The organism is Pararoseomonas sp. SCSIO 73927 (genome assembly GCF_037040815.1).
In the GTDB taxonomy this organism is placed as follows: Bacteria; Pseudomonadota; Alphaproteobacteria; order Acetobacterales; family Acetobacteraceae; genus Roseomonas.
This window is the reverse complement of the sequence record NZ_CP146232.1, coordinates 1,084,975-1,110,619: the sequence shown is the minus strand read 5'-3', so window position 1 is coordinate 1,110,619 and position 25,645 is coordinate 1,084,975. Positions and strand designations below refer to the sequence as shown.

Here is a 25,645-nt window from a genome sequence, read left to right as displayed (position 1 = left end):
GATGCTGCGCCCCGTTCTGACCTTCGTCGGCCTCCTCGGCCTCTGCGCCGCCTACATCCAGGGCGGGCTGAACAAGCTGCTCGACTTCCCCGGCGCCGTGGCGGAGGCCGTGCACTTCGGCCTGCCCCTGCCCACCGCCACGGCAGCGGCCACCATCGCCCTGGAACTGGTCGCCAGCGCCATGATCCTGACCGGACGCGGGCGCTGGATCGGCGCGCTGGCGCTGATGGGCTTCACCCTCGCGGCCACCGCCATCGCCAACCGCTACTGGGAACTGTCCCCGGGCCGGGAACGCTTCATGATGGCCAATTCCTTCTATGAACACCTCGGCCTGGCCGGCGCCTTCCTGCTGGTCACACTCTGGGACAGGGCGCTCCGGGAGCGGGCGGCGTGAGCGCCGCCGCCGCGACGGGCGCCTTCGCGCCGCTCCGCCATTCCACCTTCGCGGTGATCTGGGCCGCGACGGTACTCGGCAACACGGGCACCTTCATGCGCGACGTCGCCAGCTCCTGGCTGGTGACGGACCTTGCCTCCGGCCCTGCCGCCGTCTCGCTCATCCAGGCCGCGGGCACGCTGCCGATCTTCCTGCTGGCCATCCCCGCCGGGGTGCTGACCGATATCCTGGACCGCCGCCGCTTCCTGATCGCGGTGCAGCTTCTCCTCGCCTCCGTCAGCCTCGCGCTCGCCGTGCTGTCCTGGCTCGGGTTGATGACGGTGACGGCCCTCGTCGCACTGACCTTCGTCGGCGGCATCGGTGCGGCGCTGATGGGGCCTGCCTGGCAGGCCATCGTGCCGGAACTGGTGCCGGCGAAGGAGCTGAAGCCCGCGGTCGCGCTCAATTCGCTCGGCATCAACATCGCCCGCGCCGTCGGGCCGGCGGTGGGGGGGCTCCTCCTGGCCTCGGCCGGCGCTGCCGCCACCTACGGGGCGGACGTGGCCAGCTACGCCTTCGTCATTCTCGCCCTGCTGTGGTGGAAGCGGCCGGAACGCGCGGGGGATGACCTGTCGGAGGGCTTCGGCGGCGCCTTCCGCGCCGGCATCCGCTACGCCCGGGCCAGCCGGGACCTGCACGTGGTGCTCCTGCGCGCGGCGGTGTTCTTCGCCTTCGCCAGCGCGGTCTGGGCCCTGCTGCCACTCATTGCGCGGAACCTGCTGAACGGCGATGCGGGATTCTACGGCATCCTGCTCGGCGCCGTGGGGCTGGGCGCCATCGCCGGGGCACTGGTGCTGCCGCGCCTGCGGGCGGTGCTGGATGCGGACGGGCTGATCCTGGCCGCCAGCCTCGCCGCGGCGGCGGTGACGGCGGCCCTCGCCCTGGCCCCGCCCGGGGTGCTGGCCCTGCCGCTCCTGCTGCTGCTCGGCGCGGCCTGGATCGTGGCGCTGACCACGCTCAACGGCACGGCGCAGTCGATCCTGCCGAACTGGGTGCGCGGGCGCGCGCTGGCCGTCTATCTCACCGTGTTCAACGGCGCGATGGCGCTCGGCAGCCTCGGCTGGGGCCTCGTGGCGGAGGCCATCGGCGTGTCAGGCGGCCTGCTGGTGGCCGGGGCCGGGCTGGCGGCCGCCGGGATGCTGATGAATCGCGTCCCGCTGCCCACCGGCGAGGCGGACCTCATGCCCTCCAGCCACTGGCCCGAGCCGCTGACCGCCGCTCCGGTACCGCACGACCGGGGACCGGTGCTGATCCTCATCGAGTATCGGGTGGGGGAGCCGGACCGTGCCGCCTTCCTGCGCGCCATGCACCGCCTCTCGGAGGAGAGGCGGCGCGACGGGGCTTATGGATGGGGCATTACCGAGGATGCGGCGGAGCCGGACAGGCTGGTGGAATGGTTCACGGTGGAGTCCTGGGCCGAGCATCTGCGCCAGCACGGGCGTGTTTCCCAGGCCGATGCCGACATCCAGGCGGAGGCCCGGCGGTACCATGTCGGGCCGGAGGAGCCGGTGGTGCGGCACCTCCTCACCCTGGGGCGGGGGGCATGATGGGCTCTGCGCCCTCGATCAGGGGGCGCTTGGCGGCGACGGCTTCGGCCAGGAAGTCCAGCAGCGTGCGAATGCGGGGCACATGGCGGAGGTCCGGGTGAGTCAGCAGCCAGAGATCCGTCGCGTAGGCCGGGTCCGGCGGCAGGAGACGGACGAGGTCCGGCGAAGCGTCGCCAACGAAGCAGGGCAGGTGCCCCACGCCGAGCCCTGCCCGCACCGCGGCGGCAAGGCCGCCCACCGTGTCGAAACGGGCCGCAAGCCGCTCGGGCGCCACCATCGCCTGGGCGTAGCGGATGACCCGCAGCCCCGAGAGATTGTCGCCCAGGCACACCCAGCGGGCCGCCTCGGCAGGGTCCGCCGGGTGCTTCTGCCCGGTGGTGCCGTAGAGGGCCCAGGCGATGCGCGCGGCCCGGCGACCCACAAGCGTATCGGGTGGGTGATCGGTGGCGCGCACCGCCACGTCCGCGTCGCGGCGCGACAGGTTCAGCGCCGCGTTGCCCGTGACCACGTCCAGCCGGATCGCTGGATGCGCCGCCTGGAAGGCCGCGAGCAGCGGCATCAGCAGGTCCGACAGGAGACTGTCGCTGGTGGCGATCCGCACCTCCCCGGAGGGTGCGACGTCCTGGCCAGCGAGGCGACGCGTGACGGCCGTGATGTCAGCGTCCACCCGGGCCGCCAGCGCCGCCATCTCCTCCCCGGCCGAGGTCAGCGTGTAGCCGGAGCGGTGACGCTCGAAGAGCGGCTGGCCCAGCGAGGCCTCAATGGCCTTGAGGCGGCGGAAGACGGTGGAGTGGTCCATTCCAAGCCGCTCGGCGGCGGCCGGCAGGTTGCGGGTGGTGGCGACGGCATTGATGAGGCGAAAGTCATCCCAGGCGTAAGTTCGACCCGAATCCTTCAAGACGAAGCCTCCCTGAGCGACTCCTGCGCTCGGCACCGATGGCACACCATCCCAGCGCCAATCTATAGCCCTGAACGCAGTTTCGGGATTGCGCGGGCGCAATCTCGCACCCCTGGCCACCCGCCCCTGTCCGGCACAATTCTGGGGGCAGCGGAGCCGCGAGGGCTCCACCCGAGAGGAGCAGCCACCATGGCCACCAACGGCATCCACCATGTCACCGCCATCGCCGGGCAGGCACAGCGGAACCTGGACTTCTACACCCGCACCCTCGGGCTGCGGCTGGTGAAGAAGACCGTGAACTTCGACGATCCCGGCGCCTACCACTTCTACTACGGCGACGCGGCGGGTAGCCCCGGCACCATCCTCACCTTCTTCCCCTGGGAGAACGCCGCCCCCGGCCGCGCCGGCGCGGGCGAGCTGCAGGAGACGGCGTTCCGCGTCCCGCAGGCCTCGATCGGCTACTGGACGCAGCGGCTGGTGAGCCACGGGCTGGAGCGCGCGAACCGGTTCGGCGGGACGGTGCTGACCTTCCGCGATCCGGACGGGCTGCGCCTGGCCCTCGTCGGCATCCCCGGCATCGAGGCCGAGCCCGCATGGGACAGTTCCGCCCATGGGGGCGAGGTGCCGGTGGAGCACGCCATCCGCGGCTTCCACGGCGTCTCCCTCATGCTGGACCGCACGGAGCGGACGGGCGCGATCCTGACGGACGTGTTCGGCTTCCGCGAGGTGGCGAAGGAGGGGAACACCACCCGCTACGCCGTGGAGGGCACGGCGATCGGCGGCGTCGTGGACCTGCAGGCGGTCGGCGGCTTCCTGCCGGCGCGGCTGGGGCGCGGCTCCGTCCACCACCTCGCCTTCCGGGCCGCGGACGACGCGGCGGAGATGGCGATGGTGCGCCGGCTGGCGGAGAACCACGGCCTGCACACCACGGAGCAGAAGGACCGCGACTACTTCCGCTCCGTCTACTTCCGCGAGCCCGGCGGCGTGCTGTTCGAGATCGCGACCGACATCCCCGGCTTTGCCGTGGACGAGCCGGCCGAGAGCCTCGGCGCCGCGCTGAAGCTGCCGAGGTTCCTCGAGGGCCACCGCGCCGCGATCGAGGCGGCGCTCCCCGTCCTCGCCTGACATCCCCCTGAGGGCCGCGCCATGGCGCGGCCCGGGAGCACCAGACATGACCACCACCGCACCCGACTTCGTCCACCTCTTCGAGCCCGGCACGGACCCCGCGCGCGCGCCCGTGCTTCTGCTGCACGGCACGGGCGGCGACGAGACGGACCTGCTGCCGCTCGGCCGCCTCGCCGCGCCCGGCGCGGCCCTGCTCTCGCCGCGCGGCCCGGTGCTGGAGAACGGCATGCCCCGCTTCTTCCGGCGCCTAGCAGAGGGCGTCTTCGACGAGGACGACCTGCGCCGCCGCACGGACGACCTCGCGGGCTTCATCCGCGACGCGCAGGCGCGCCACGGGATCGGCGCGCCCGTCGCGCTGGGCTTCTCCAACGGCGCGAACATTGCGGCCAGCCTGCTGCTGCGCCACCCCGGCCTGCTGCGCGGCGCGGCGCTGCTGCGGGCCATGGTGCCCTATGCGGAGCCGCCCGCGGCCCGACTGGACGGCACGAAGGTCCTCCTGCTCTCCGGCACGGCCGATCCCATCGTGCCCGCCGCGAACAGCGAGCGGCTGGCCGGGATGCTGGAGGCGGCGGGTGCCACCGTGAAGCACCTCGTGCTCCCGCTCGGGCACGGGGTATCGCAGATGGACATCAACCTCGCCCGCGACTGGATGGCGGGCCTGAAGGAGACGGCGGCATGAGCGTCGAGACGGACCCCACCGGCCTGATGCCGGAATGCAAGGCGGGCGAGGCGATCGAGCACGTCATCCTCCCTCGCACCCATGATATCGGCGGTTTCGAGGTACGGCGCGCCCTGCCGGCGACGGAGCGCCAGATGGTCGGCCCCTTCATCTTCTTCGACCAGATGGGGCCGGGCGAGTTCCTGACCGGCAAGGGCCTCGACGTGCGGCCGCACCCTCACATCGGCCTCTCCACCGTCACCTACCTCTTCGAGGGCGAGATCCAGCACCGCGACAGTCTCGGCTCCGACCAGGCGATCCGCCCGGGCGACGTGAACTGGATGACCACCGGCCGCGGCATGGTGCATTCCGAGCGCACGGACCGGGTGCTGCGCGGCCACGCCAACCGCCTCTTCGGCATTCAGTCCTGGCTGGCCCTGCCGAAGCCGCAGGAGGAGGCCGAGCCCGCCTTCGTCCACCACCCCGCCGCCACGCTGCCGGTGATCGAGGACGGCGGCGCGCGGCTGCGCCTCATCGCGGGCCATGGCTGGGGCGCCCGTTCTCCGGTCGCGACGCCGATCGACCTGTTCTACGCCGACGCCGTCCTGGCCCCCGGCGCCGCCCTGCCCCTGCCGGACCACGAGGAGCGCGGCGCCTACGTCGTGGAGGGCGAGGTGGAGGTCGCCGGCGACCGCTTTGAGGCAGGGCGAATGCTGGTGTTCCGCGCCGGCGACAGCATGGGCCTGCGCGCGGGCCCGCGCGGCGCGCGGCTGCTGATGCTTGGCGGCGCCGCGATGGACGGGCCGCGGCACCTGTTCTGGAACTTCGTCTCCTCCTCGCCGGATCGGATCGAACAGGCCAAGGCGGACTGGAAGGCCGGGCGCTTCGGCACCGTGCCGGGGGACGACAAGGAGTTCATCCCGCTCCCGGAGATGCGCGTAAAGGCGGAGACACCCTCCACTCAGGCGCCCTCCGCCGGGTCGCCGACGAGCTGAGGCTGTCTGGTCGGGGTGATGTCACCCCTCGAGTCCCGTGGCACTGCACCCCGTGCCCGGCACCCGGCCAGGCACGGGGTGCGAGCCGCTTCAGGGGACAACGCCCGGTGGGCCACCGGGAACGCCCGGTAGGCGAGAACCTCCTCCTCGCCGCTGTCCATAGGGCCGCGAGCCTGGGGACTCTGGGGCGGCGCTGGTCGGCGACCATCCTCCGCGGACGTTCCGCACTCCCCTGCCGCTCACTTGCGGCAGGGTTGCGGGCGCTCGCGGCCAGGGTGCCGGGCAGAGTCCCCGGGAAGTCGGGCGAGGAGCCCGCTAGCCCACTTGGATGTTCAGCTCCTGCACCACCCGGCCGAAGCGCTCGAAGTCGGTCCGGTTGACGTCCGCCAGGCGCGACGCGGGTCCGCCGGCCGGCACTGCGCCGAGCGCGCGCAGCCGTTCCTGCACGTCGGGCTGGGCGAGCACGTCGTTCATGTGAGAGTTCAACGTCTCAGCCATCGCCGCCGGCAGGCCGCGCGGCCCGAACAGGCCCCACCAGGTCGTGACGTTGAGGTCGTAGCCGGCCTCCTTGTAGGTGGGGACCTCGGGAACGACCGGGCTGCGCTGCGCCTCCGAGATCGCGACGGGCACGAGGGTTCCTGCCTTGAGGTGGTCGGCCACGGCGCCGATCGTGACCAGCCCGATCCCGATGGAGCCGGAGAGCAGGTCGTTCACCACCGGGGCCACGCCGCGATAGGCGATCTCCGACAGGTTCACGTTCGCCAAGCGGTTGAACATCTCGCCGTAGATGTGCATGGGCGAGCCCGAGCCCGGCGACCCGTAGCCGGCGAGTTGGCCCGCTCTCGCCTGTGCCACCACGTCCGAGAGCGACCGGATCCCGCTCTGTCGGCTGGCGATCAGGATCATCGGCGTGGTGGCCACCAGATGGACCGGCGTGAAGTCGTTCACGGGATGATAGGTGGCGCCCTGCTTGAGCACGAGCGGCGCGAGCGGGAAGGTGGACGGCGCGAACAGCAGGATCGACCCGTCCGGCGGGACGCGGGCGACGTACTGCGTGCCGATGACCCCGCTGGCGCCGGAGCGGTTCTCGATGATGACCTGACGGCCGAGGCGGGATGCCATCCGGTCCGCGAACAGGCGCGCGATCGCGTCCGTGTCGCCACCGGCCGGATAGGCGACGACGAAGGTGACGGGCCGGGGTGCTTGCGCGATCGCGGGGCTGGCCAGAGCAGCCGTGATGCCCAACGCGAGGGTGCGTCGTCCGATGGTTGTCATGAACAGCCTTCCGATGTGGCGGATGAATGGTTCAGCGGGTGGGCCACCGTGCGACGGCACAAAGGAGTTCTTATTTGAACTCTTCGTTCTTCTCGTAAGCAGGGTGAGAGCACGTGCACCGGAACGTCAAGGCGCATTCTTCGAACCTGCAGACGGATCGGCCGGGATTCCCGGCACCAAGAATGGCTTTGACAAGCAGCCCCATCCTCTCCCATGCTGCAATTTATGAACTTAGAGTTCTTATTTGAACTTCCTTGCCGCTTCCTGGTGTCGGGCCTGGATCAGGCCTTCGCGCCGGATCCGGCCGGGTGAGCGGCGTGGCCACAACCCTCGCCGGCCGCACGGTGGTGGTCACGGGCGCCGCGCGCGGCGTGGGGCGGGCGATCGCGACTGCCTGCGCCGCCGCGGGCGCCCGCCTGATCCTGTCCGACATCCTCCTGGACCAGCTCTCGGCCACGACCGCCGAGCTCGTCGCGGCAGGCCACGATGCCCGCGCAGTGCCCCTGGACCTCGCGGAGCCCGCGAGCATCGAGGCCTTCGCCGCCGACATCGCGGCGCATGAGGGGCGGGTGGACGGGCTGGTGAACAACGCCGCCATCGCCACCGGCATCGGCGGCCCCGAATTCGACGCCATCGAGATCGACACCTGGGACCGGGTCATGCGCGTGAACGTGCGCGGCACCTGGCTCGTCACGCGCGCCGTCGCGCCGCTGATGCCAGGGAATGACCATGGGGGCCGGATCGTCAACATCGCTTCCGACACCGCGCTCTGGGGTGCGCCGCGCCTGCTCGCCTACACCGCCAGCAAGGGGGCCGTGATGGCCATGACGCGCTCCCTGGCCCGGGAACTGGGCCCGCGCGGCATCGGGATCGCCTGCATCGCGCCGGGCATCATGCGAAACGAGGCGACGGAGTACGTGCCCGCCGAGCGCCACCGCCTCTACGAGACCGGGCGTGCCGTTCCGGGACCGCAGGTGCCGGAGGACATCACGGACACGGTCGTCTTCCTCCTCACGGCGGGCGCGCTGGCGCTGACCGGGCAGGTGCTGCCCGTCGATGCGGGATTCGTCTTCACGTGAGCGCCGCGATCCAGCCCCCCCGGCGCGCGCACGCCGCCGGCATCGCCATCCTCCGCCGCCACGGCACGGGCGGGCGCCTCCCGCTCGTGCTGCTGCACGGGATCGGCAGCAACGCGACGAGCTGGGAGCCCCTGCTGGGCGCGCTGCCGCCGCAGCACCACGCGATCGCCTGGGACGCGCCGGGCTACGGCGATTCCGCGCCCGTGCCGACGAAAGCGCCGACGCCGGACAGCTATGCCGAGGCGCTGGATCACCTTCTGGCCGCGCTCGGCCTCGATCGCATCCTCCTGGCCGGCCACTCCCTCGGCTGCCTCTTCGCGGCCCGCTTCGCCGCTCGCAACCCGGACCGCGTGGCGGCCCTGGCGCTGATGTCCCCCGCGCTGGGCTACGGCGCGGCGCCCGATGCCCTGCCGCCGGGCGTCCAGGCCCGCATTGACGACGTGACGAGCCTTGGCCCGCAGGAGTTCGCCGCGCGCCGTGCGCCCCGGCTGGTGCATGACGCCCCGAACCGCCCGGCGGTGCTGGAAGGCGTGCGTCGCGCCATGGCCGCCGTGAACCCCTCCGGCTACGCCCAGGCCGTCCGCGCCCTCGGGGCCGGGGACCTGCTGGCGGACGCCCCCCGCCTCGCCATGCCCGTCCTGGTCGCGACGGGGCTGGAGGACGTCGTGACGCCGCCCGACAACGCCCGCCGCCTCTTTGCCGCCCTAGCCAACCCGATCCGCCTGGCCGAGCTGCCCGGCGCCGGCCACGCCATGCCGCAGGAATTCCCGCGCGAGGTGGCCGCCCTTCTCGGGGAGACGATCCTTGCCTGACGACACCCGGGAGGACGCCGAGGATTCCGCCTACCTGTCCCCGCCCGTGCAGCGCGCGGCACGGCTGCTGCGCCACATCGCGGAGGGCGACCGCGTCACCAACATGGCCGCGACCGCGCGCGCCCTGGGGATCAACCGCACCACGCTGCTCCGCCTGCTGACCACGCTGGAGGCGGAGCGCTTCATCGAGCCGGTGCGGCCCCAAGACGGAGGGCCCAACCAGGGCTGGCGCATCGGGCTCGGGCTGATCGGCATGGCGGCGCAGGCCTTCTTCTCGCAGGACCTCGTGCAGACGGCGGTGCCGGCGATCTCGCGGCTAGCCGACCTCGTGGACCTCTCCGCCCATCTCGGCGTGCTGGACGGGATGGAGATCGTCTACGTCGTCCGCCGCACGCCCGAGCAGGGCCGCTACGTCAGCAACATCCGCGTCGGCAGCCGCCTGCCGGCGCATGCGGCGGTGATGGGCCGCATCATCCTGGCGAACCTGCCGGAGGAGCGGGTGCGGGCGCTGTTCGCGGGCGTGGCGCTGCCCGCCAGCACCGAGCACACCCCTGTCACCATGGCGCAGCTCAACGCGCGCCTGGCGGAGGACCGGGCGGAGGGCCTGGCCTGGAGCGACGGCTTCTTCGAGGCCGGCATCAGCTCCGTCGCCGCCGCCATCTTCGACGCCTCCGGCGCGCCGGTCGCCGCCGTGAACGTCAGCGGCCAGACGGCCGCCTTCGACGGCCCGGCGCGCCGCGAGCGGATCGGCCGCGCTGTGCGCGACACGGCCGAGGAGATCTCCCGCCGCCTCGGCTGGGCCGGGCCCGCGCATCCCTACAACTCCAGAAGGCTCGAGGTGCTGGCATGAGTGATCGCGTCTCCGTCGACTTCATGCGCGGCATTGCGATGCGCGCCCCGGGCGTCGCGCCCACGCGCGACTTCTATGAGAGGAGCTGGGGCCTCCGCACGGTGGCGGAAGGCAATGACGGCACCTTCTATCTCCGCGGCACCGGCCCCGAGTTCTGGATCTATGCGCTGCGCGAGGACCGCGAGTTCGGCATCGACTACGTCCATTTCGGCATGCTCAGCCGCGCCCGGGTGGACGCGCTGCACGCGCAGCTGACAGCCGACGGCATCGACGCCACGCCCCCCGCCGAGCTCTCCACCCCCGGCGGCGGCTACGGCTTCACGGCGCTGGACCCGGAAGGCCGCCGCCTGCGCTTCTCCGCCGACGTGGCGCAGCACGCCGACACGGACGACAGCCGCGCCATGCCGCGCAAGGTCTCCCACGTGGTGCTGAACACGCCGGCCATGGACGCGACCGGCGCCTGGTACCAGCAGCACCTGGGCTTCCGCATCACCGACTATTCCGCGGACATGATGGTCTTCCTGCGCTGCGCGACCGACGCCGACTTCAGCGACCACCACTCCATCGCCCTCAACCGCGCCCAGTACCCCTCGGCCAACCACGTCGCCTTCGAGATGCCCTCGATCGACAGCTTCATGCGCGGTATCGGGCGCATGCGCGTGGCCGGGCAGGCCCCGGCCTGGGGTCCCGGCCGCCACGGGCCGGGGAACAACCCCTTCGCCTACTTCGTCTCCCCCTCCGGCTACGTCATCGAGTTCACCTCCGAGGTGCACAAGGTGGAGGAGGCGACCCACCAGCCCGAGGTCTGGCCGCGCGACGTGCCGGAGAAGATGGACACCTGGATGACCGCCGGCCCGCCCACCCCGGCCATGCGCACGGTGATGGCCGGCCGCCCCGACCGCGGCTGGCCGACGGCGGGCTGAGCATGGACCTGGGCTATTCCGGCCGCGTCGCGGTCGTCACCGGCGGCACCTCCGGCATCGGGCTGGCGACCGCCCGGCTGCTGCTGGCGGAAGGGGCGCGCGTCGCCATCTGCGGCCGCGATGCCGGCCGGCTGGAGGCGGCGCGGGCGGAACTCGGCGGCGACGTGCTGGCGATGCGATGCGACGTCCTGAACCGTGAGGAGGTCGCGGCCTTTGCCGCCGCCGTAGCCGAATGGGGCGGCGGCGCGCTGGACCTGCTGGTGAACAATGCCGGCCAGGGCCGCGTCTCCACCTTCGCCGAGACCACCGAGGCGGCGTGGCGGGAGGAGCTGGAGCTGAAGTTCTTCTCCCAGATCCACGCGCTGCACGCCTTCCGCCCGCTGCTGGAACGTGCGGAGGCGCCGGCCATCGTCGGCGTGAACTCCCTGCTCGCGCTGCAGCCGGAGCCGCACATGGTCTGCACCTCCGCCGCCCGCGCGGGCGTGCAGAGCCTGCTGAAGTCGCTCGCCACCGAATTCGCCCCGCGGATCCGCGTGAACTCCATCCTCCTCGGCCTCGTCGATTCCGGCCAGTGGCAGCGCCGCTACGAGGCGCGCGAGGACCCCTCCCAGACACGGGACGCCTGGTTCGGTGCCCTCGCCGCGAAGAAGGGCATCCCGCTCGGCCGCCTCGGCCAGCCGGAGGAGCCTGCGCGCGCCATCCTGTTCCTCGGCTCGCCGGCGGCGAGCTACGTCACCGGCGCCAGCCTGGAGGTTTCCGGCGGCGTGTCGCGGCACATCTGACGAGAGCTCCCATGGACCACTCCCCCCTCGCCGCCGCGCGCCTGACCACCGAGGAGGCCGTCGGCGACCTGATCGCCCGGACCCTCGCCGAGATCGGCGTCACCCACGCCTTCGGCGTCATCTCCATCCACAACATGCCGATCCTGGACGCCATCGCGCGCCAGGGCCGCATCCGCTTCGTCCCCGCCCGCGGCGAGGCCGGCGCGATGAACATGGCCGACGCCCATGCGCGCGTGTCGCGCGGGCTCGGCGTCTGCATCACCTCGACCGGGACGGGCGCGGGCAACGCGGCGGGCAGCCAGGTGGAGGCGCTGACCGCCGGCTCCCCCGTGCTGCACATCACCACCACCATCGACCGCGCCTTCATGGACCGCGATCGCGCCGCCATCCACGACGTGCCGCGCCAGCCGGACATGCTCAGGGCGATCAGCAAGGGCTACATCCGCGCCTGGGAGCCGGCCGGCGCCGTGGACGCGCTGCTGGCCGCCGCCCGCCTGGCGCTGGCCGCTCCCTCCGGCCCGGTGTCGTTGGAAATCCCGGTGGACGTGCAGCGCGTGAAGGTGCCGGGGCGCGCACTGCCCGCCTCCCTCCACGTCGCGCCCGTCCCGCCCGACCCCGCCCAGCTCGACGCTCTGGCGGAGATGATCCTGCGAGCCGAGCGCCCCATGCTCTGGCTCGGCGGCGGCGCCCGCCATGCGGCGGAGGCCGCGACCGCCCTCGTGGATCGCGGCTTTGCCGCCGTCACCAGCACCCAGGGCCGCGCTACCGTGCCGGAGAGCCATCCCCGCTCGCTCGGCGCCTTCAACATGACGCCGGCCGCGCAGGGGTTGTACGATCGCGCCGACCTGATGATCGTCGTCGGCTCCCGCCTGCGCGGGAACGAGACGCGCAACAACGCCATGCCGCTGCCCAGGCCCCTGGTGCAGGTGGACGCCGACCCCACCCAGGCCGGCCGCAACTACCCCGCCGACCTGTTCATCGCGGGGGACGCGCGGCTGGTGCTGGAAGGGCTGCTCGCCCGGCTGCCGGCGACGCTGGCGACCGACGCCACCTTCCTACACGACGTCGCCATCGCCCGCGCCCAGTCGGAGGGCGCGCTGCGCTCGGCGCTCGGCCCCTACCAAGTGGTAGCCGACGCGCTGCTGGCCCGCGTGCCCGCCGGGCGGCACCCCTTCGTGCGCGATGTCACGCTGTCGAACTCCACCTTCGGCAACCGCTACGTCCACCTCGCCGCGCCCCATCTCGGCGTGCACGCGCTGGGCGGCGGCATCGGCCAGGGTATCGCCATGGCGATCGGCGCGTCCATGGCGGGGGAGGTGAAGACGGTGGCCCTGGTGGGCGACGGTGGCGCCATGCTGATGATCGGCGAGCTGGCGACGGCCGCCGACATGGGCGCGAACGCCGTCTTCATCCTGATGAACGACGGCGGCTACGGCGTGATCCGCAACATCCAGGACGCGCAGTACGGCGGCCGCCGCCACTACGCGGACCTGCTGACTCCGGATTTCGGGATGCTCTGCGCCTCCATCCGCCTGCCGCACGAGAGGGTGTCGCGGATCGAGGACTTCGAGGCCGCGCTGGACCGTGCCCTGGCCGCGGAGGGCCCCTGTGTCGTGGAGGTCGACATGACCTCCATCGGCCCCTTTGCCGAGAGCTTCGCCGGCCCGCCCGCGGGCGCGGCGGGGAGCGTGCGCTAGGATGCTGCGCCTCGGCATGATCGGCGCGGGCGGGATGGCGGACACCGTCCTGTCCGCGCTCGCTGCGGGGCTTCCCCGGCCGCTCGCCGCCCTCGGCCTGCTCGTCCGGCCGGGGCGCGAGGCGGCCGCCGGGGCGCTGCAGGCCCGCTTCGGCAAGGTGGCGGCCGGCTGGGCCGTCCACACAGAGCTGGAAGCCTTCCTGTCGGGGGCGCCGGACCTTGTCGTCGAGTGTGCCGGCCACGATGCCGTGCGCGCCTACGGCCAGGCCGTGCTGGCGGCCGGCCGGGATCTCCTCGTTATCTCCACCGGCGCCCTGGCGGACCAAGCGCTGCATGAGGGCCTTGTCGCCGCGGCCGCCAGGGGCAGCGCGCGGCTGATCCTCCCGGCCGGGGCGGTGGGTGGCATCGACGCCCTCGCGGCGGCGCGCCTCTCCGGGCTGGAGGAGGTGTCCTATGTGGGCCGCAAGCCGCCGCGCGCCTGGACCGGCACGCGCGCGGAAGGCCTGCTGGACCTGGATGCCTTGGCGGAGCCCGCGACCTTCTTCGAGGGCAGCGCGCGGGACGCGGCGCGCGACTACCCGCAGAACGCCAACGTCGCCGCGACCGTCGCGCTGGCGGGCGCGGGCTTCGACGCCACGCGGGTGCGGCTCGTCGCGGATCCCGGGATCATGAGGAACCAGCACGAGATCATCGTCCGCTCGGCGGCCGTCGACTTCACGATCCGGCTGGAGGGCAAGCCATCCCCGTCCAATCCGAAGACCTCGCTCGGCGCTGGCTACAGCGTCGCGCGCGAGGTCCTGAACCGCATCGTCCCGGTGGTGCTGTGATGGCAAAGCTGCAGCAGATCGGCCTGCCGGACGGCCGCATCTTCGTCGGCGGCGAGTGGCGCGAGGGGCGCGGGCCGGAGATCACCTCGATCTACCCGGCCGATCGGAGCGTCAACATGACCCTCCGCGGCGCCTCCCGCGCCGATGTGGAGGAGGCGATCGCGCGCGCCGGGAAGGCCGCCGCCGATCCCGCCTGGCGCGACCTGCTGCCGCACGCGCGCGCCGCCATCCTGCACCGCATCTCCGACGGGCTGACCCGCCACGCGGAGCGCATCGCCCAGGTGCAGAGCCGCGACACCGGCAAGACCCTGGCCGAGACCCGGGCGCTCGCCGCCAGCGCCGCCGGGACGTTCCGCTACTACGCCGCCGTGCTGGAGACGGAAGAGGAGGCGCTGACCCCTTCCCGCGGCTCTTATCTCACCATGTCCGTGCACGAGCCCATCGGCGTGGTGGCCGGGATCACGCCCTGGAACTCGCCCATCGCGTCGGACGCGCAGAAGCTGGCGCCGGCCCTGGCCGCGGGAAATGCCGTGCTGATGAAGCCGGCCTCCTGGAGCCCGCTCGTCTCCCTTGTGATGGCGCAGGTCTGCGAGGAGGCGGGGCTGCCCGCCGGCCTTCTCTCCGTCCTTCCCGGGCGCGGGGAGGAGGTCGGGGACACGCTCGTCACCCATCCCGCCGTCGGGAAGGTCAGCTTCACCGGCGGCACCGAGGTCGGGCGGGGCATCGCGGCGAAGGCGGCGGCCAAGCTGATGCCCGTCTCGCTCGAACTCGGCGGCAAGTCCCCCACCATCGTGTTCGAGGACGCGGATCCGGACCTCGCGGTGGCCGGCATCCTCTTCGGCATCTTCTCCTCCACCGGGCAGTCATGCATCGCGGGTTCCCGGCTGCTGGTGCAGCGCTCCATCTATGACCGCTTCGTGGAGCGGCTGGTCGCGGCCACGAAGGCGCTCCGCGTCGGCCACCCCGCCGATCCCGCGACCCAGGTCGCCCCGCTGATCCGCGATCCGCACTGCGAGGGCGTGGAGCGCGCCGTGGCCGCCGCCCTGGCCGAGGGCGGCGAGATCCTCTGCGGCGGCGCCCGCCCGGAAGGTGCGGCCTACGACGCCGGCATCTACTTCCTGCCCACCATCATCGCCGGCCTGCCCAACGATGCCGCGACGTGCCAGGAGGAGATCTTCGGCCCCGTCCTGCACGTGCAGCCTTTCGAGGACGAGGCGGAGGCGATCGCCCTCTCCAACAGCAGCAGCTACGGCCTTGCCTGCGGCATCTGGACCCGCGACTTCAACCGGGCCTGGCGCGTCGGCCGCGGTGTGGGCACCGGCACGGTCTGGGTGAACACCTACAAGCAGTTCTCCATCTCCACGCCGTTCGGCGGGATCAAGGACAGCGGCCTCGGGCGCGAGAAGGGCCGCCAGGGCCTGCGCGCCTGGCAGCGCCAGAAGTCCTTCTATCTCGACACCTCCGGCCGGCCGCATCCCTGGGCGGGGCTCGCCGCATGAACGCCATCGGCAATCCCGCGGCGGTGGCCGCCGAGGCCGGAAGCTTCGCCGCCCTGCTGCGCCGCGTCACCCTCGAGGCGCCGGGCATCCTCTCCCTCGACTTCGAGGCGGAGGACGGGCGCGAGCTGCCGCGCTACGAGCCGGGCTCGCATGTCGACCTGCACCTGCCGGACGGCACGGTCCGGCAATACTCCCTTTGCGGCGATCCCGCGGATCGCCACACCTACCGGATCGCCGTCCGCGATGTGAAGGGCGGCCGGGCCTCCCGCTTCGTGCATCGCGGGGAGCTGCGGCCGGGCGTGACCGTCACCCTCGGCCTGCCGCGCAACAACTTCGCCTTCGACCCGGCGCCGAACTACCTCTTCGTCGCTGGCGGCATCGGCATCACGCCGCTGCTGCCGATGATGCGGGCCGCCACTGCGGCGGGGGCGCGCTGGTCCCTCCTGCTCTGCGCGCCGCGGACCGCCGACGCGCCCTTCCTCCGCGAGGCGCGCGCCCTGGCGGCCGCCGGGGCTGGCGAGGTCTCCGTCTATGCCAGCACCGAGGGCACGCGCCTCGACGTCGCCGCCCATCTCGCGGAGGCGCGCCCCGAGACACTCCTCTACTGCTGCGGCCCGGACGGGCTGATGACGGCGGTGGAGGCGGCCACGGCCGGCTGGCCGGAGAACAGCGTCCGCTTCGAGTGGTTTACCCCCCGGGCCCGCCCGGAGGGCGAGACCTCCGACAGCTTCGAGGTGGAGTGCGCCGCCAGCGGCTTCACCGTGACCGTGCCCCCCGATCGCACCGTGCTCGCCGTGCTGAACGACGCCGGCCTGTCCATCCCGTGCTCCTGCGAGCAGGGCGTTTGCGGCACCTGCGAGGTGCCGGTGCTGGAGGGCGAGGTGGATCACCGCGACAGCATCCTCTCCGCCTCGGAGCGGGCGGGGAACGGGACGATGATGACCTGCGTGTCGCGGGCGAGGTCGCCCCGCCTGGTGCTCGACCTGTGAGCACGCCGGGATACCGTACCGCCGCCCGGGTGCAGGCCCGGCGGAGCAGCGACAGGATCCGGGGCGCCGGCCTGGCGCGCCCGCCGGCGGTGGTGCCCGTCCCGTTGCAGGGGCGGGGTGCCGAGCGAGAGGAGAAGGCATCGTGAACGACACCTATCGCTTCCCCCATCTGGAGGAGCGGCAGAGCATCAGCCGCCTGCCGACCGAGTGGGAGGGCGGCCTGGCCGACGCCATTGAGGCGGCCTTTGCGAAGGGCAACTGGGAGCTGGAGGACCTGATCGCGGCCCTCAACCGCTCCCGCATCCGCCCCCGGGCGGGAGGCCAGTGGACCCCCGAGAACTTCCAGGCGACGATGCGGGAGCTGGGAGCCTAAGCCCATGAGCACCACCCTCTCCCCCCGTACCGCCACCCGGCCGGCTCCGGGCCAGAACGGCCCCGTGACCGACGCCGAGATCCGCGAGGCGCTGAAGCTCGGCGTCCGCAACCGCTGGTGGCCGGTGCTGCCCTCGCGCTTCGTCAAAGCCGGCGAGAAGCCTGTCGGGCTGACGCGGCTCGGCGAGCCGCTCGTGCTCTGGCGCGACGCCGCCGGCGCCATCCACGTGCAGGTGGACCGCTGCCCGCACCGCGCCGTCCCGCTGTCCCGCGGGCAGAACGAGGGCGACCGGCTGCGCTGCAACTACCACGGCGTTGAGGTGGGGCCGGACGGCACCGTCCTCTCCGTGCCCGGCCAGCCCGGCTGCCCGCTCGAGGGCAAGAAGGCGGTGAAGACCTATCCGGCCGTCGAGGTGGCCGACGCGATTTTCGTCTGGTTCGGCGACGCCCTGCACGAGGAGGCGCCGGACTTCGTCCCGCCCCCGCAGCTCGCCGCGCCGGAGTGGGAGCGTTTCGTCTGCTACGCGGACTGGGAGATGTTCTGGCGCTACTCGCTGGACAACGCGATGGACCCGATGCACGGGACCTTCCTGCACGCGAACTCGCACACGATGTACCAGGGCGACACCCAGGCCCACTTCGTCACCCGCGACACGCCCACCGGCTTCTTCTTCGAGAAGGAGGGGCAGCGGGACGTGAACTTCGACTGGTCCGAGCTGGTGGACGACGGCGCGATCTACGTGCGGCTGGAGATCCCCTACCCGCCCTCCGGCGGGCCGGGCGGCAACTTCGCCATCATCGGCTTCGCGACTCCCATCGACGAGAACAACACGGCCAGCTTCTTCTGGCGCTGCCGCAAGGTGGAGGGCTGGCAGCGCGACACCTGGCGCTTCCTCTACAGGACCCGCATGGAGCCGCGGCACTGGGCGGTGCTAGAGCAGGACCGCGAGATGCTGCAGGGCTGCAAGCCGGGGCTGGAGAAGTACGAGATGCTCTACCAGCACGACGCCGGCCTCATCCGCCTGCGCCGCCACCTCGCCCAGGTCACGCGCAAGCAGCTGACGGAGCTGCGGGCGGCGGGGAAGGGATGATCCGCGGGATGGCGGCCCGCGCCATGAGGGTCGTCCTCCGTCCCCACTGGACGGAGGCGCCCGCGGGATGGACGGCATGAGCTGGCCGGGCGGCGGGAGGAGGACGGGGATGGATCCGGACACGCGGCGCATCGTCGCGGTGGCGGCGCACCGGCGCTGCGCCGGCCGCTGCCCCGTCCTGGTCCACGCGCTCGGCACGGGCGAGAGCTTCGTCATCGAGCCGCTGCCGGACGGCTTCCGCGACATCGGGACAGGGCAGGTGGTGCATCTCGGCCCGGACACCCTGGTCCTCGACGGGGTCGGCGTCGTGGAGCTGCGCTTCACCGACGACATCGCCTTCGAGGGCTACGACCACGCCTCGCGGGAGCGGTTCCGCGGCCGCGCCGGCGGCGGCGCCTCGGTCACCCTCTACGACGATCCGCGGGCGGACTACTTCCAGTACGCCATGTCGTACCGGCCGGACGGCGCCGTCGCCCAGCCCGGGTGACGGGTGCGGGCGTGCTCCTCGCGCGCGGCATCGGGTGGCGCACCGGTCCACCTCCGGAACTTGCGAATTAAAACGTGCCTAAGCACGGTTCTTGTTGCCGATCCCGATCGGGAGGCCTAGCGTCGGCAGGCCGCGGCTGATGCGCCAGGAAGCCGGGGCAGGGCGAAACGACCTCTCCGGACGCAGATGACCGCAACGCCACACGCCTTCCCCGACGACGGCACCTCGGCGATCGGGCGACCGACGCCGCAGGTGAACGCCCGGGAGAAGCTGACGGGGAGGGCCGTGTACGGCGGCGACTTCCGGATGCCGGGCATGCTGCACCTGAAGGTGCTGCGGAGCCCGCACGCCCATGCCCGGATCATCCGCATCGACACCGCCGCCGCCCGGTCCCTCCCGGGGGTGCTCGCCGTCCTCACGGGCGAGGACACGCCCGAGCGGCTGACCGGCGTTCACCGCAAGCAGCACCGCATCCTCGCCGTGTCGAAGGTCCGCTTCGCCGGCGAGGAGGTGGTCGTGGTCGCGGCGGTGGACGAGGAGACGGCCCGCGACGCCCTGGACCTCGTCCGGATCGAGTACGAGCCGCTTCCCCTGGTCCGCGACATGGAGGAGGCGCTGCGCCCGGGGGCGATTGAGGTCCACGAGAACACCGGCAACCTCTCCATCGAGTACAGGGTGGAGCGCGGCGACGTGGACGCCGCCTTCGCCCGCGCCGCGCTGGTGCATGAGGCGGACTACGAGACCACCCCCCAGTATCCGGGCTACCTGGAGCCGATGGCGACGGTGGCCTGGGTGGAGGAGAGCGGCCGGCTGGTCGTGCGCACGCCGACGCAGACCGCCTTTCTCCAGCGCAACCGCTTCGCGGAGGCGCTGGGCCTTCCGGTGTCCGCCGTGCGCGTCATCCAGTCCACCGTCGGGGGCGCCTTCGGCGGCAAGACGGTGGAGGAGTGCAACAGCCTCATCTGCGCCTGGATGGCCTGGCGGCTCGGCCGGCCCGTCCGGTTCCTCAACAGCCGCCTCGACGACTTCCTGGGCGCGCGCTCCAGTCCGGCGGAGCGGATCCGGCTGCGGATGGGCGCCGACGCCGAGGGCCGGATCATCGCGAAGGAGGTGGGCCTCCTGGCCGATTGCGGCGCCTATGAGGGCCTCGCCACCCACGTCCTGCAGGTGTCGCTGGTGCGGAGCGACAACATGCACCGCCACCTAAAGGACGTGCGGCTCCACGGCCGGCTCGCCTTCACCAACCATCCGCCGCGCGGTGCCCTCCGCGGCTTCGGCGGCCCGCAGGCGGCCTTCGCGCTCAACAGCCACATGGCGGAAATGGCGGGGATGCTGGGCATCGATCCCGTCGAGTTCATGAAGCGGAACGCCGTGCAGGCGGGGGATACCACCGTGCACGGCTTCGAACTCGGCAGCGCCGGCCTGTCCCAGTGCCTCGACCAGGTCAGCGAGGGCATCGGCTGGGCGGCGAAGAGGGCGGGGCCGCGGACATCGGGTGCGAAGCGCCGGGGCATCGGCTTCGCGGGCGCCATCCATGTCAGCGGCAACCGCGAGATGGGCAACTGGGACGGGTCCATCGTGGTCGCCCGCATGAGCACCGACGGGCGCGTCACCCTCTCCACCGGTGAGTCCGACATGGGGCAGGGCGCCTACACCATGCTGGCGCAGTGCTGCGCTGCGGAGCTGGGCCTGCCCATGTCGCACGTCACCGTCCTGCCGACCGACACGGACACCTCGCCCTACGGGCACGGCTCCATCGCCTCCCGCGTCACCATCCTCGCCGGCAATGCCGCCATCCGGGCCGGACGCGAGATCCGGGGCAGGCTCCTCACGATCGCTTCCGAAACCCTCGGCGTGCCCGAGGCCGACCTCACCGTCTCCGGCGGCGAGGTCTACGCGACCTCGGCCTCGCCCAACCGCCGGCTGACCTTCGGCGAGCTGGCGCGCATGCACATTTACCGGCACGGTGGCGGCGAGCTGCGGGTCACGGCCACCTACGACCCTCCCACCACTCTCGCCATGGCACGGCCCGACCAGTACGGCAACGTGGCCCCCGGCTACTCCTTCGCGGCCCAAGCCGTGGAGGTCGAGGTGGATACGGAGACCGGCCAGGTGGAGGTCGTGGGGACCGTCGTCTCGGACGATTGCGGCCGCGCGCTGAACCCGCTGGCGGTGCACGGCCAGACCTGCGGCGCGGCGGCCATGAGCATCGGCTGGGCGCTCTACGAGGAGATGCGCTTCGAGGATTGCCGGCTGCTGAACGGCAATCTTGCCGACTACACCATGCCCACGGCGGAATCGCTGCCCCACATCTGCTCCGGCATCGTGGAGTCGCTGGAGCCGAACGGGCCCCACGGCGCAAAGGGCGCGAGCGAGACGGCGATGCTGCCGGGCGCTGGCGCCATCGCCAACGCCGTCCACGACGCCGTGGGGGTGCGGATCCGCGACCTGCCGATCACGCCGGAGAAGATCCTGGCCGGGCTGCGCGCGCGGAGGAGCGGCCATGCGTGACTTCGACCTGCTGTTGCCCGAGACCGTGGCGGAGGTCAGCGGGCTGCTCGCGCGCCTCGGGGAGGATTGCCGGATGATCGCCGGCGGCACGGCGCTGCTGCTGGCGCTGCGCCAGCGCATGGTCACGCCGACGCACCTCATCTCTCTGGCCGGGGTGCGCGCCCTGCGCGGCATCACCTACGACCCGCGCGACGGCCTGCGGATCGGCGCGCTGACGACGCACGCGGCGGTGGCACGCTCGCCGCTGGTTCGGCAGCACTACCCCGTGCTGGCGGATATGGCGTCGCGCCTCGCCAACCCGCAGGTCCGCAACCAGGGCACGATCGGCGGCAATCTCTGCTACGCGGACCCCACCACGGACCCGCCGAGCTGCCTCGCCGCGCTCGACGCCCGGCTCGCGCTCGGCAGCGCGCGGGGCGAGAGGCTCCTGCCGGTCGCGGCGTTCCTGGTGGACTACTACGCCTGCGCCCTGGCGCCGGACGAGGTGCTGACCGACATCCGCCTGCCGCCGCCGCGCTTCGACTTCGGCCACCACGCCCGCTTCCACCGGACCGCCGCCGAGCACCGGCCCCTGATCAACCTCGCCCTCGTCGCCCGGCGCGAGGGCGACGTCGTCGAGGAGGCGCGGCTGGTGGTGGGCGCCACCACCGTGGTTCCGACCCGCGTGATGGAGGCCGAGGCCTTCCTCGCCGGCCGGGTGGTCACGCCCGCGCTCGCGCGGGAGGCGGCCGACATCGTGGCATCGGCCATCGACCCTGTCTCCGACGGGCGCGGCAGCGCGGCCTACCGCCGCGACATGGTGCGCGTCGTGGCGCGCCGCACGATCGAGCGCCTCATGGCGCCGACCACTCCGGACCGGGCCGCCGAGAGGGCCATCGCATGAGCCGCATCGCGATCGAGGTGACCGTCAACGGCCAGCCCCACCGGATGGAGGTGCCGGCGCGGCGGCTGCTCGCCGACTTCATCCGCGACGACCTGTTCCTGACGGGCACGAAGCGCGGCTGCGAGACCGGCGTCTGCGGCGCCTGCTCGGTGCTGCTGGACGGCGAGGTGGTCAAATCCTGCCTCTCGCTCGCCGCCCAGGCGGACGGGCATGAGATCACGACCGTCGAGGGGCTCTGCGTGGACGGGGTGTTGCACCCGCTGCAGGAGGCTTTCGCCGAGCATGGCGGCTTTCAGTGCGGCTACTGCACGCCGGGCTTCCTGATGGCCGCCATCGCCATCCTGAACGAGGTGCCGGACCCGACCGAGGCGGAGGTCCGCGCCGGGCTGGGCGGCAATCTGTGCCGCTGCACCGGTTATGTCGGCATCGTCGAATCGATCATGGCCGCCGCGGAGAAGATGCGTGGAACTTGAGAAGACACTGACCGTCGCGGCGCCGCTGGCCGAGGTCTGGGCGCTGCTGCTGGACCCGCAGGTCATGGCCGGCTGCGTTCCCGGCACGGAAGCGGTCGAGGTGCTGAGCAACACCGAGTACCTGGCCGAGATCAGGGTCAGGATCTCCTTCGTGGCCGCGCGCTTCAAGGTGCGGACCCGGATCCTGGAAGCCCGCGCGCCCGATTACCTCCGCATCGAGGGAACCGGCGAGGACGCCGCCGTCGCGAGCACGATACGGCAGAGCAGCGAGCTGTTCCTGACCGACCTCGGCGAGGGAGGCACCGAGATCCGCATCCGGGCCAGGGCCGACGTACTGGGCCGGCTGGGCTCCTTCGGCCTGGGCATGATGAAGACCAAGGCCGATCGCATGTGGGACGAGTTCGGCGCGAACTTTACCGCCGTCGCGCTGCGCAGGGCTGGTCCCAGGGAGGCAGTGCCGGAGGAGGCCCATGCGGCGCCGGGCGCCCCCGCCCTCACGCCGGTGCAGGACCGCGCGGGCGGAGCCGACGACGAGCCCGTCGTTGCCCCGGCGCCGCCCCCGCAAGCGCCGGACGCGCCACGCGGCGGGCCGGCGCGCGCGCGCTGGTGGCAGCGCCTCGTCGGCGGGGCCTCGGCGTCGGCCGGGCTGGGCGAGCGGCGGCTGGCGACCGACATCTATGTCGAGCTGCACCGCGCCGACGGCGTCGTGAAGGTGCTCTGGCCGGCGAGCGCCGCGCCGGAGGCCGCCCGATGGCTCAAGGATCTCCGCTAGCCGCGGGTCCGCCATCCAGGATCGGCGTCGTCTCCCGCGCCACGTCGTAGACGTTCCGCATCATCTGCCGGAGGACGCGGAACAGCGTCGCGCGATCCTCCGGTCCGACATCCCGGAACGCGTTGTCGATCTGGGCGGCGGTGGTCGGCAGCAGCACCTCGGCGAAGCTGCGCCGGCCCGCCTCGGTGAGGCTGACGCGCGTCGTCCGGCGGTCGTCCTCGGGCAACTTCCGCCGGACAAGGCCGCGTTCCTCGAGGCTGCCCGCCACCCGCCCGACGAAGGATCGCTCGAGCGTCGTGATGCGGGCCAGCTCGGTCAGGGTCAGGTCGTCCGAGTACTGCAGCGTCGAGATCAGCCGCCAATCCGACTGGCTGAAGCCGTGCCGCCGCAGGTCCACCACCACGTTTCCGTCGAACCGCGTGAGGATGTGCGCGAGGAAGAACATGGGGTGGTCGAGCAGATCGAACCGCCCGGCCGGCGCCTTCTTGCCGCCGCGCGACCGGCCCGCCCGCGCCTTGGGCTGGGTCCCGCTAGCGGCCATCGCGCACCGCGCCCGAGGCGACGCCGCTGCGCCGGACAGGGCCGCCGCCCAGGTGATGCGCGGTGCAGCGCTCGCTCAAGCCCCTGTCCCCCGTCGCGTCACTCCGCCGGGGCTATCGCATATCCGCGCCGCTCTTCCCAGGCGGGGTGGGCAGCCGCCCGCCCGCCCTCCCGCACGGAAGCGAACCCGCGGCACCGGATGCCCCCGGCCCGCGCGTCCCTCTCTCAGGCCGCCTCCCTCAGGCCGCCTCGAAGCGCACCGTCTCCGGCTCGGCCGTGCCGATCACCTGCCACACCGTGACCGGCCCGGCGGAGTTGTTGCGGAACCAGTGGCGGCGGCCCGCCGGGTTCAGCACCAGGTCGCGCGGGCCGAGCTCGATCTCGACCGACTGCCCCTGCTCGTCCTCCCAACCCACGGTCAGGCTGCCCTCGAGGACGAGGAAGGCGTCCTCCACGTCGCGGGCATAGGGGCGCACGCCGGCCCCGACAGGGATGCCGAGCATCTCCTTGCGGCAGGTGTCGCTCTCGATGCCGCCCGGGCCGACATAGATCTTGCGGGTGAAGCCGGCCTCGTCCCACAGCGTCGGCTGCTCGGCGTGGCGAATGACGTAGCGCGCCATGTGCCGGTTCAGCGGGTGTTCGCCCGTCGGGGTGAAGGGGATGGTGCGGCCGGGCTCGGCCCCGAAGGAGCGGGCGAGTTCGGGCGCGGTGTTCTTGGGATGGTACAGGTAGCGCGGCGGCAGCGGCTTGCCGACATCGACCGAGATCGACATCAGCACCGGCGCGATCCCCTCGTTGCGGAAGCCGTGGCCGATATCGCGCGCGTTGAGGATCATGTCCTTCGGCCCGAGGCGCACCTCCACCACCTCGCCGTCCCGCTCCCAGCCCACCGTCAGCACGCCGTCGAGGATCAGGAAGCTCTCCTCGATCTCATGGGCGTGGCAGGCGGCGTACTTGCCGACGTGCTTGTAGATGAGGCTGAGCGTGAAGTGCTCCGGCTTCAGCGTGGAGGCGTCGCCCACCTTGGGGGACCCGCCGGCGCCGATGTAGCGCATCTGCGCGCGCTCGAGATCCGGGAAGCCGCGATTGCTGGGGAAGGCGTCCCAGTCGAACACCTTGTCGACGTGGCGGCCGACATGGGCGCGCAGCTCGGCTTCCAGGCTGCTGGCGACAGGCGTGACGACGTTCATGCTCCGCTCCCTCTGACATCCGGCACGGCACCGGCCTGGAAAAGCTATCCACCGCCGGTTTTGTAAGCTATACGCGATTTTATGGGCAAAACGGAAACACCGCCGGATCCGCCGCTGGACGACCGCTACATCGTCCCCGGCCTCTCGCGCGGGCTGGAACTGCTGCTGGCCTTCACGCCGGAACGGCGCCGCATGACGCTGACGGAGATGGGCGAGGCGGTGGGCGTGACCCGATCGGCGGTCTTTCGCATCGCCTACACGCTCGACCAGCTCGGCTTCCTCACCTACGACGCGGGCACCCGCACCTACGAGCTCGGCCCCCAGGTGCTGCAGCTCGGCTACGGCTACCTCGCCTCGCGCGACCTGGTGGAGGTGGCGGCGCCCCATCTGGAGGCGCTGCGGGACCGCACGGGCTGGTCCGCCCATCTCGGCGTGCTGGAAGGGCGGGAGGTGGTCTATCTCGCGCGCCTGCCGACGCGGCGCAGCCTGTCCAGCGTGGTCCAGGTGGGCACGAGGCTGCCGGCGCACGCGACCACCATGGGCCGCGTCCTCCTGGCCAGCCTGTCGCCGGAGGCGCTGGAACACCTCTATGCCGGGGCGGTGCTGGAGCCCCGCGGCCCGCGCATCCCCACCACCCTGCCGGCGCTGCTGGCGCAGGCCGCGAGGGACCGCGCCGCCGGCTTCGCCGCCCATGTCGCGGGCTACGAGGCCGGGGTGGCCAGCGTGGCGGCGCCCGTGCGCGACGTGGCGGGCGCGACGGTGGCCGCCATCAATCTCTCGACGGTCGCCCTCCTCACCTCCGAGCCGGAGCTGCGCGGCCCCCTGGCGAAGGAGGTACTGGCCGCCGCCGCCCGGATCTCCACCGCCCTCGGCTTCGATGGGCGCCCCGCCGCCCGCGCGTGAGCCAATGGCCAGTCATCCCAGCGGGGCCGGGCGGC

General features: G+C 72.6%; 26 protein-coding genes. 22 read left to right on the top strand and 4 right to left on the bottom strand.

All coding sequences use genetic code 11. The features are described from left to right. The first annotated feature begins 1 nt into the window (after position 1). Positions 2 to 394: a DoxX family protein gene (locus VQH23_RS05270; RefSeq protein ID WP_338664575.1), complete on the top strand. Its 393-nt coding sequence runs from the start codon at positions 2 to 4 to the stop codon at positions 392 to 394. Continuing rightward, positions 391 to 1,980 (top strand): MFS transporter, encoded by a 1,590-nt coding sequence (locus tag VQH23_RS05265; RefSeq protein ID WP_338664574.1) that lies wholly within the window; start codon positions 391 to 393, stop codon positions 1,978 to 1,980. The genes VQH23_RS05270 and VQH23_RS05265 overlap by 4 nt, the downstream gene beginning before the upstream one ends. Here VQH23_RS05265 and VQH23_RS05260 read toward each other — a convergent pair. Next, positions 1,958 to 2,878 carry a LysR family transcriptional regulator gene (locus tag VQH23_RS05260; RefSeq protein WP_338664573.1) on the bottom strand — a complete coding sequence of 307 codons (921 nt, stop codon included), beginning with the start codon at positions 2,876 to 2,878 and terminating at the stop codon, positions 1,958 to 1,960. The genes VQH23_RS05265 and VQH23_RS05260 overlap by 23 nt on opposite strands. 189 nt (positions 2,879 to 3,067) lie before the next feature. On the opposite strand from VQH23_RS05260, the gene VQH23_RS05255 reads away from it, so the two are divergent. From VQH23_RS05255 to VQH23_RS05245, 3 genes are read left to right on the top strand one after another with little or no spacing between them, the layout of a single operon-like run. After that, on the top strand, positions 3,068 to 4,003 hold the full coding sequence (locus VQH23_RS05255; RefSeq protein ID WP_338664572.1) for a ring-cleaving dioxygenase: 936 nt from the start codon (positions 3,068 to 3,070) through the stop codon (positions 4,001 to 4,003). A 46-nt stretch (positions 4,004 to 4,049) separates the two neighbouring features. Continuing rightward, positions 4,050 to 4,682, top strand: a complete 633-nt coding sequence (locus tag VQH23_RS05250) for an alpha/beta hydrolase (protein ID WP_338664571.1) — start codon at positions 4,050 to 4,052, stop codon at positions 4,680 to 4,682. Then, a complete protein-coding gene (locus tag VQH23_RS05245) occupies positions 4,679 to 5,656 on the top strand; it encodes a pirin family protein (RefSeq protein WP_338664570.1) in 978 nt (325 codons plus the stop codon). Before VQH23_RS05250 ends, VQH23_RS05245 begins: the two co-directional genes overlap by 4 nt. Positions 5,657 to 5,971: 315 nt before the next feature. Here VQH23_RS05245 and VQH23_RS05240 read toward each other — a convergent pair whose 3' ends face one another. Beyond that, positions 5,972 to 6,931: a tripartite tricarboxylate transporter substrate-binding protein gene (locus tag VQH23_RS05240; protein ID WP_338664569.1), complete on the bottom strand. Its 960-nt coding sequence runs from the start codon at positions 6,929 to 6,931 to the stop codon at positions 5,972 to 5,974. Positions 6,932 to 7,248: 317 nt separating this feature from the next. On the opposite strand from VQH23_RS05240, the gene VQH23_RS05235 reads away from it, so the two are divergent. From VQH23_RS05235 to VQH23_RS05160, 16 genes are all read left to right on the top strand, one after another. Beyond that, a complete protein-coding gene (locus tag VQH23_RS05235) occupies positions 7,249 to 8,010 on the top strand; it encodes an SDR family oxidoreductase (protein WP_338664568.1) in 762 nt (253 codons plus the stop codon). Next, entirely contained in the window at positions 8,007 to 8,822 is an 816-nt protein-coding gene (locus tag VQH23_RS05230) for an alpha/beta fold hydrolase (protein ID WP_338664567.1), read from the top strand. The genes VQH23_RS05235 and VQH23_RS05230 overlap by 4 nt, the downstream gene beginning before the upstream one ends. Beyond that, positions 8,815 to 9,672, top strand: a complete 858-nt coding sequence (locus VQH23_RS05225) for an IclR family transcriptional regulator (protein ID WP_338664566.1) — start codon at positions 8,815 to 8,817, stop codon at positions 9,670 to 9,672. The genes VQH23_RS05230 and VQH23_RS05225 overlap by 8 nt, the downstream gene beginning before the upstream one ends. Further along, positions 9,669 to 10,595: a VOC family protein gene (locus tag VQH23_RS05220; protein ID WP_338664565.1), complete on the top strand. Its 927-nt coding sequence runs from the start codon at positions 9,669 to 9,671 to the stop codon at positions 10,593 to 10,595. Before VQH23_RS05225 ends, VQH23_RS05220 begins: the two co-directional genes overlap by 4 nt. A 2-nt stretch (positions 10,596 to 10,597) precedes the next feature. Next, on the top strand, positions 10,598 to 11,377 hold the full coding sequence (locus tag VQH23_RS05215) for an SDR family oxidoreductase (RefSeq protein ID WP_338664564.1): 780 nt from the start codon (positions 10,598 to 10,600) through the stop codon (positions 11,375 to 11,377). An 11-nt stretch (positions 11,378 to 11,388) separates the two neighbouring features. Further along, positions 11,389 to 13,074: a thiamine pyrophosphate-binding protein gene (locus VQH23_RS05210; RefSeq protein ID WP_338664563.1), complete on the top strand. Its 1,686-nt coding sequence runs from the start codon at positions 11,389 to 11,391 to the stop codon at positions 13,072 to 13,074. A gap of 1 nt (position 13,075) precedes the next feature. Further along, on the top strand, positions 13,076 to 13,900 hold the full coding sequence (locus VQH23_RS05205) for an aspartate dehydrogenase (RefSeq protein WP_338664562.1): 825 nt from the start codon (positions 13,076 to 13,078) through the stop codon (positions 13,898 to 13,900). Continuing rightward, on the top strand, positions 13,900 to 15,399 hold the full coding sequence (locus VQH23_RS05200; RefSeq protein ID WP_338664561.1) for an aldehyde dehydrogenase: 1,500 nt from the start codon (positions 13,900 to 13,902) through the stop codon (positions 15,397 to 15,399). Before VQH23_RS05205 ends, VQH23_RS05200 begins: the two co-directional genes overlap by 1 nt. Beyond that, the gene (locus VQH23_RS05195; protein ID WP_338664560.1) at positions 15,396 to 16,388 is read left to right on the top strand and encodes a PDR/VanB family oxidoreductase; all 993 of its coding nucleotides are present in this window, start codon (positions 15,396 to 15,398) and stop codon (positions 16,386 to 16,388) included. Before VQH23_RS05200 ends, VQH23_RS05195 begins: the two co-directional genes overlap by 4 nt. A gap of 142 nt (positions 16,389 to 16,530) precedes the next feature. Then, positions 16,531 to 16,761 (top strand): recombinase-like helix-turn-helix domain-containing protein, encoded by a 231-nt coding sequence (locus tag VQH23_RS05190; RefSeq protein ID WP_338664559.1) that lies wholly within the window; start codon positions 16,531 to 16,533, stop codon positions 16,759 to 16,761. Between the two features lie 4 nt (positions 16,762 to 16,765). Then, positions 16,766 to 17,851, top strand: coding sequence for an aromatic ring-hydroxylating dioxygenase subunit alpha (locus VQH23_RS05185; RefSeq protein WP_338664558.1), 1,086 nt, complete (start codon positions 16,766 to 16,768; stop codon positions 17,849 to 17,851). Positions 17,852 to 17,960: 109 nt separating this feature from the next. Then, on the top strand, positions 17,961 to 18,338 hold the full coding sequence (locus VQH23_RS05180; RefSeq protein WP_338664557.1) for a hypothetical protein: 378 nt from the start codon (positions 17,961 to 17,963) through the stop codon (positions 18,336 to 18,338). A 186-nt stretch (positions 18,339 to 18,524) separates the two neighbouring features. After that, the gene (locus VQH23_RS05175) at positions 18,525 to 20,849 is read left to right on the top strand and encodes a xanthine dehydrogenase family protein molybdopterin-binding subunit (protein ID WP_338664556.1); all 2,325 of its coding nucleotides are present in this window, start codon (positions 18,525 to 18,527) and stop codon (positions 20,847 to 20,849) included. Further along, on the top strand, positions 20,842 to 21,732 hold the full coding sequence (locus VQH23_RS05170) for an FAD binding domain-containing protein (protein ID WP_338664555.1): 891 nt from the start codon (positions 20,842 to 20,844) through the stop codon (positions 21,730 to 21,732). The genes VQH23_RS05175 and VQH23_RS05170 overlap by 8 nt, the downstream gene beginning before the upstream one ends. Beyond that, on the top strand, positions 21,729 to 22,205 hold the full coding sequence (locus VQH23_RS05165) for a (2Fe-2S)-binding protein (RefSeq protein ID WP_338664554.1): 477 nt from the start codon (positions 21,729 to 21,731) through the stop codon (positions 22,203 to 22,205). Before VQH23_RS05170 ends, VQH23_RS05165 begins: the two co-directional genes overlap by 4 nt. Further along, on the top strand, positions 22,195 to 22,977 hold the full coding sequence (locus tag VQH23_RS05160) for an SRPBCC domain-containing protein (RefSeq protein ID WP_338664553.1): 783 nt from the start codon (positions 22,195 to 22,197) through the stop codon (positions 22,975 to 22,977). Before VQH23_RS05165 ends, VQH23_RS05160 begins: the two co-directional genes overlap by 11 nt. On the opposite strand, the gene VQH23_RS05155 is transcribed toward VQH23_RS05160, so the two are convergent. Then, positions 22,961 to 23,518, bottom strand: a complete 558-nt coding sequence (locus VQH23_RS05155) for a MarR family transcriptional regulator (RefSeq protein ID WP_338664552.1) — start codon at positions 23,516 to 23,518, stop codon at positions 22,961 to 22,963. The two genes, VQH23_RS05160 and VQH23_RS05155, sit on opposite strands and share 17 nt — an antisense overlap. 238 nt (positions 23,519 to 23,756) lie before the next feature. Continuing rightward, positions 23,757 to 24,707: a cupin domain-containing protein gene (locus VQH23_RS05150; RefSeq protein WP_338664551.1), complete on the bottom strand. Its 951-nt coding sequence runs from the start codon at positions 24,705 to 24,707 to the stop codon at positions 23,757 to 23,759. Positions 24,708 to 24,788: 81 nt separating this feature from the next. Here VQH23_RS05150 and VQH23_RS05145 point away from each other — a divergent pair, with 81 nt between their 5' ends. Beyond that, positions 24,789 to 25,610 (top strand): IclR family transcriptional regulator C-terminal domain-containing protein, encoded by an 822-nt coding sequence (locus VQH23_RS05145; protein WP_338664550.1) that lies wholly within the window; start codon positions 24,789 to 24,791, stop codon positions 25,608 to 25,610. Positions 25,611 to 25,645 lie beyond the last annotated feature (35 nt).

What these genes read in the sequence shown, in the direction of transcription:
- VQH23_RS05270 (WP_338664575.1), top strand. Translation starts at nt 2, where the DNA reads ATGCTGCGCCCCGTTCTGACCTTCGTCGGCCTCCTCGGCCTCTGCGCC.
- VQH23_RS05255 (WP_338664572.1), top strand. Translation starts at nt 3,068, where the DNA reads ATGGCCACCAACGGCATCCACCATGTCACCGCCATCGCCGGGCAGGCA.
- VQH23_RS05250 (WP_338664571.1), top strand. Translation starts at nt 4,050, where the DNA reads ATGACCACCACCGCACCCGACTTCGTCCACCTCTTCGAGCCCGGCACG.
- VQH23_RS05245 (WP_338664570.1), top strand. Translation starts at nt 4,679, where the DNA reads ATGAGCGTCGAGACGGACCCCACCGGCCTGATGCCGGAATGCAAGGCG.
- VQH23_RS05240 (WP_338664569.1), bottom strand. Translation starts at nt 6,931, where the DNA reads ATGACAACCATCGGACGACGCACCCTCGCGTTGGGCATCACGGCTGCT.
- VQH23_RS05220 (WP_338664565.1), top strand. Translation starts at nt 9,669, where the DNA reads ATGAGTGATCGCGTCTCCGTCGACTTCATGCGCGGCATTGCGATGCGC.
- VQH23_RS05215 (WP_338664564.1), top strand. Translation starts at nt 10,598, where the DNA reads ATGGACCTGGGCTATTCCGGCCGCGTCGCGGTCGTCACCGGCGGCACC.
- VQH23_RS05210 (WP_338664563.1), top strand. Translation starts at nt 11,389, where the DNA reads ATGGACCACTCCCCCCTCGCCGCCGCGCGCCTGACCACCGAGGAGGCC.
- VQH23_RS05205 (WP_338664562.1), top strand. Translation starts at nt 13,076, where the DNA reads ATGCTGCGCCTCGGCATGATCGGCGCGGGCGGGATGGCGGACACCGTC.
- VQH23_RS05200 (WP_338664561.1), top strand. Translation starts at nt 13,900, where the DNA reads ATGGCAAAGCTGCAGCAGATCGGCCTGCCGGACGGCCGCATCTTCGTC.
- VQH23_RS05195 (WP_338664560.1), top strand. Translation starts at nt 15,396, where the DNA reads ATGAACGCCATCGGCAATCCCGCGGCGGTGGCCGCCGAGGCCGGAAGC.
- VQH23_RS05185 (WP_338664558.1), top strand. Translation starts at nt 16,766, where the DNA reads ATGAGCACCACCCTCTCCCCCCGTACCGCCACCCGGCCGGCTCCGGGC.
- VQH23_RS05180 (WP_338664557.1), top strand. Translation starts at nt 17,961, where the DNA reads ATGGATCCGGACACGCGGCGCATCGTCGCGGTGGCGGCGCACCGGCGC.
- VQH23_RS05175 (WP_338664556.1), top strand. Translation starts at nt 18,525, where the DNA reads ATGACCGCAACGCCACACGCCTTCCCCGACGACGGCACCTCGGCGATC.
- VQH23_RS05170 (WP_338664555.1), top strand. Translation starts at nt 20,842, where the DNA reads ATGCGTGACTTCGACCTGCTGTTGCCCGAGACCGTGGCGGAGGTCAGC.
- VQH23_RS05165 (WP_338664554.1), top strand. Translation starts at nt 21,729, where the DNA reads ATGAGCCGCATCGCGATCGAGGTGACCGTCAACGGCCAGCCCCACCGG.
- VQH23_RS05155 (WP_338664552.1), bottom strand. Translation starts at nt 23,518, where the DNA reads ATGGCCGCTAGCGGGACCCAGCCCAAGGCGCGGGCGGGCCGGTCGCGC.
- VQH23_RS05150 (WP_338664551.1), bottom strand. Translation starts at nt 24,707, where the DNA reads ATGAACGTCGTCACGCCTGTCGCCAGCAGCCTGGAAGCCGAGCTGCGC.
- VQH23_RS05145 (WP_338664550.1), top strand. Translation starts at nt 24,789, where the DNA reads ATGGGCAAAACGGAAACACCGCCGGATCCGCCGCTGGACGACCGCTAC.